Genomic DNA, 2,958 nt, shown 5'->3' on the forward strand with positions numbered 1-2,958 from the left:
GCAATGCACCTGGGTCGTGGAAAAGCATGGCGACTTCCAGCGGCTCTATTATGCTCACCATCTGGGCGGCAACCGCCATGCCCGCGACCGCTTCGCCGGCCACGCCTATTTCGACGATTGCGACCAGTTTTGCGAGCGCTGGGACCAGTCGAGCTTCGACCCCGACTACGACACGCTGCCGATCGAGTTCTTCCGGCCCTTCGTGCTCGAAGTCTTTGCCCGCAAGGCCTACGACGCGTCCGTGATCCGCGCCGGAGAGCGCGTGCCTCTCATCGATCCCGCAACAGCCAAGACAAGAACCGGAGCCACAGCATGAGCATCATCAACAAGGCGGCCGCCATCGGTGGCGGTGTCATCGGCGCCGGCTGGGTGGCGCGGCTGCTGCTCAACGGCATCGACGTGTCGATCTTCGATCCGGATCCCGAGGCCTCGCGCAAGGTCGGCGAAGTGATGAAGGGCGCGCGCCGCGCCTACAAGCAGATGGTGCCCGGCGGCTTGCCCAGGGAAGGCAAGCTGACCTTCGCCAAGACCATCGCCGAGGCGGTCGCCGATGCCGATTTCATCCAGGAGAGCGTGCCGGAGCGGCTCGACCTCAAGCACCGCGTGCTGGCCGAGATCGACGCCCATGCGCCGGCCAATGCGATTGTCGGCTCCTCGACCTCCGGCATCAAGCCGACCGACATGCAGGTGGCGATGAAGAAGCATCCGGAGCGGCTGGTCGTCGGCCATCCGTTCAACCCGGTCTATCTCCTGCCGCTGGTCGAGATCGTCGGCGGCGAGCAGACCTTTCCCGAGGCGATCGAAGTCGCCAAGGAGATGTACGCCTCGATCGGCATGAAGCCGGTCGTCATCCGCAAGGAGATCGAGGCCTTCGTCGGTGACCGGCTGCTCGAAGCGGCGTGGCGCGAGGCGCTGTGGCTGATCAAAGACGGCATCTGCACGGTCGAGGAACTCGACGACATCATGCGCTATGGCTTCGGCCTGCGCTGGGCGCAGATGGGTATGTTCCAGGTCTATCGCGTCGCCGGCGGCGAGGCCGGCATGCGCCATTTCATGGCGCAGTTCGGCCCGTGCCTGAAATGGCCATGGACCAAGCTGATGGACGTGCCGGAGTTCAACGATGAGCTGGTCGACCTAATCGCCACGCAGTCGGACGATCAGGCGCATGGCCTGTCGATCCGCGAGCTGGAAAAGATCCGCGACGACAATCTGGTCGCCATCATGGATGCGCTGTCGAAGCAGAACAAAGGCAAGGGCTGGGGCGCCGGCGCGCTGCACAAGGACTATACCAAGCAGCTCGCCAAGCTCGCGGCGAAGAAACCGACGGCCTCCAAGGCGGCCGAGAAAGCCAAGGCCTTGAAGCCGGTGAAGAAAGCCGAAAAGCCGAAGAAAAAGACCGGCAAGAAGAAAGGCTAAGACCATGGATTTCGGGCTGTCGGAGGAACAGAGGCTCATCGTCGAGACGACGCGTGCGTTCGTCGAGAACGAGCTTTACCCGCATGAGCGCGAGGTCGAGCGCACCGGCGTGCTGCGCCGCGACCTGATCGAGGAGATCAAGGTCAAGGCGATCGAGGCCGGGCTCTATGCCGCCAACATGCCGGCCGATGTCGGCGGTGCCGGCCTGGATACGGTGACCTGGCTGCTCTACGAGAAGGAACTCGGCCGCGCCAACTATGCGCTGCACTGGACCTGCGTGGCGCGCCCCTCCAACATCCTGCTCGCCGGTACGCCGGAGCAGCGCGAGAAATACCTGTTCCCCTGCATCCGTGGCGAGAAATGGGACTGCCTGGCGATGACCGAGCCGGGCGCCGGCTCCGACCTGCGCGGCATGAAGGCGACCGCCGTGCAGGATGGCGACGACTGGGTGCTGAACGGCACCAAGCATTTTATCTCCCACGCCGACCTCGCCGACTTCGCCATCGTTTTCATGGCCTCGGGCGAGGAAGAGTCTGCGCGTGGAAAACGCAAGAAGATCACCGCCTTCTTCGTCGACAAGGGCACCAAAGGCTTCACCGTCCGCGACGGCTACCGCAATGTCTCGCATCGCGGCTACACCAACGCCATCCTTGAATTCGACGATTGCCGGCTTCCCGCCGCCCAAGTGTTGGGCGAAGTCCACAAGGGTTTCGACGTCGCCAATTCCTGGCTCGGCGCCACCCGGCTGCAGGTCGGCGCCACCTGCCTCGGCCGTGCCGAGCGAGCGCTTGGCCATGCCGTCGAATATGCCGCGCAGCGCCAGCAGTTCGGCCAGCAGATCGGCAAGTTCCAGGGCGTGTCGTTCAAGCTTGCCGACATGACGACCGAACTGAAGGCCGCCGACCTGATGGTGTTCGAAGCCGGCTGGAAGTACGATCAGGGCACCGTCACCGATCAGGACATGGCCATGGCCAAGCTGAAGGCCACTGAAATGCTCGCTTTTGTCGCCGATGAGGCAATCCAGGTCCATGGCGGCATGGGGCTGATGGACGACCTGCCGCTGGAGCGCATCTGGCGCGACGCGCGCGTCGAGCGCATCTGGGAAGGCACGTCCGAGATCCAGCGCCACATTATTTCAAGGGCGCTGCTGCGTCCGTTCGGGGCCTGAGCATGATCCCGAAAAGTGGACGCCGGTTTTCGGAAAAGATCATGCTCCAACGAGAAAATAGCCATGCATAAACTTGAGCGTCTCCTGCGGCCGAAATCGATTGCCGTCTTCGGCGGGGCGCAGGCTGCAGCCGTCGTCGCGCAATCGATCAAGATGGGCTTTGCCGGCGAGATCTGGCCGGTGCATCCGACCAAGGACGAGGTCGCCGGCCGCAAGGCCTATCGTTCGGTCGCTGACCTGCCTGGCGCGCCGGACGCTGCCTTTGTCGGCGTCAACCGGCATTTGACCATCGAGGTTGTCAAGGCGCTGGCCGAGCGCGGTGCCGGCGGCGCCGTCTGCTTTGCCGCCGGCTTCCTCGAGACCGAGGCCTATGA

General features: G+C 64.0%; 3 protein-coding genes and 1 pseudogene. All 4 read left to right on the forward strand.

From position 1 onward, the window contains the following. Positions 1-316: pseudogene (locus EN935_RS29160) on the forward strand (HD domain-containing protein); the annotation flags it as partial. Then, positions 313-1,416, forward strand: coding sequence for a carnitine 3-dehydrogenase (locus EN935_RS29165; protein ID WP_126067313.1), 1,104 nt, complete (start codon positions 313-315; stop codon positions 1,414-1,416). The pseudogene EN935_RS29160 and the gene EN935_RS29165, both read left to right, overlap by 4 nt. A gap of 4 nt (positions 1,417-1,420) precedes the next feature. Next, the gene (locus tag EN935_RS29170) at positions 1,421-2,584 is read left to right on the forward strand and encodes an acyl-CoA dehydrogenase (protein WP_127262786.1); all 1,164 of its coding nucleotides are present in this window, start codon (positions 1,421-1,423) and stop codon (positions 2,582-2,584) included. A gap of 63 nt (positions 2,585-2,647) precedes the next feature. Then, a partial coding sequence (locus EN935_RS29175; RefSeq protein ID WP_206534598.1) for a CoA-binding protein occupies positions 2,648-2,958 on the forward strand: 311 nt, incomplete at its 3' end.

This window comes from Mesorhizobium sp. M7D.F.Ca.US.004.03.1.1 (assembly GCF_003998635.1).
GTDB classification, from domain to species: Bacteria; Pseudomonadota; Alphaproteobacteria; order Rhizobiales; family Rhizobiaceae; genus Mesorhizobium; species Mesorhizobium loti.

Coding starts and splice junctions, on each gene's coding strand:
- EN935_RS29165 (WP_126067313.1), top strand. CDS start 313: ATGAGCATCATCAACAAGGCGGCCGCCATCGGTGGCGGTGTCATCGGC.
- EN935_RS29170 (WP_127262786.1), top strand. CDS start 1,421: ATGGATTTCGGGCTGTCGGAGGAACAGAGGCTCATCGTCGAGACGACG.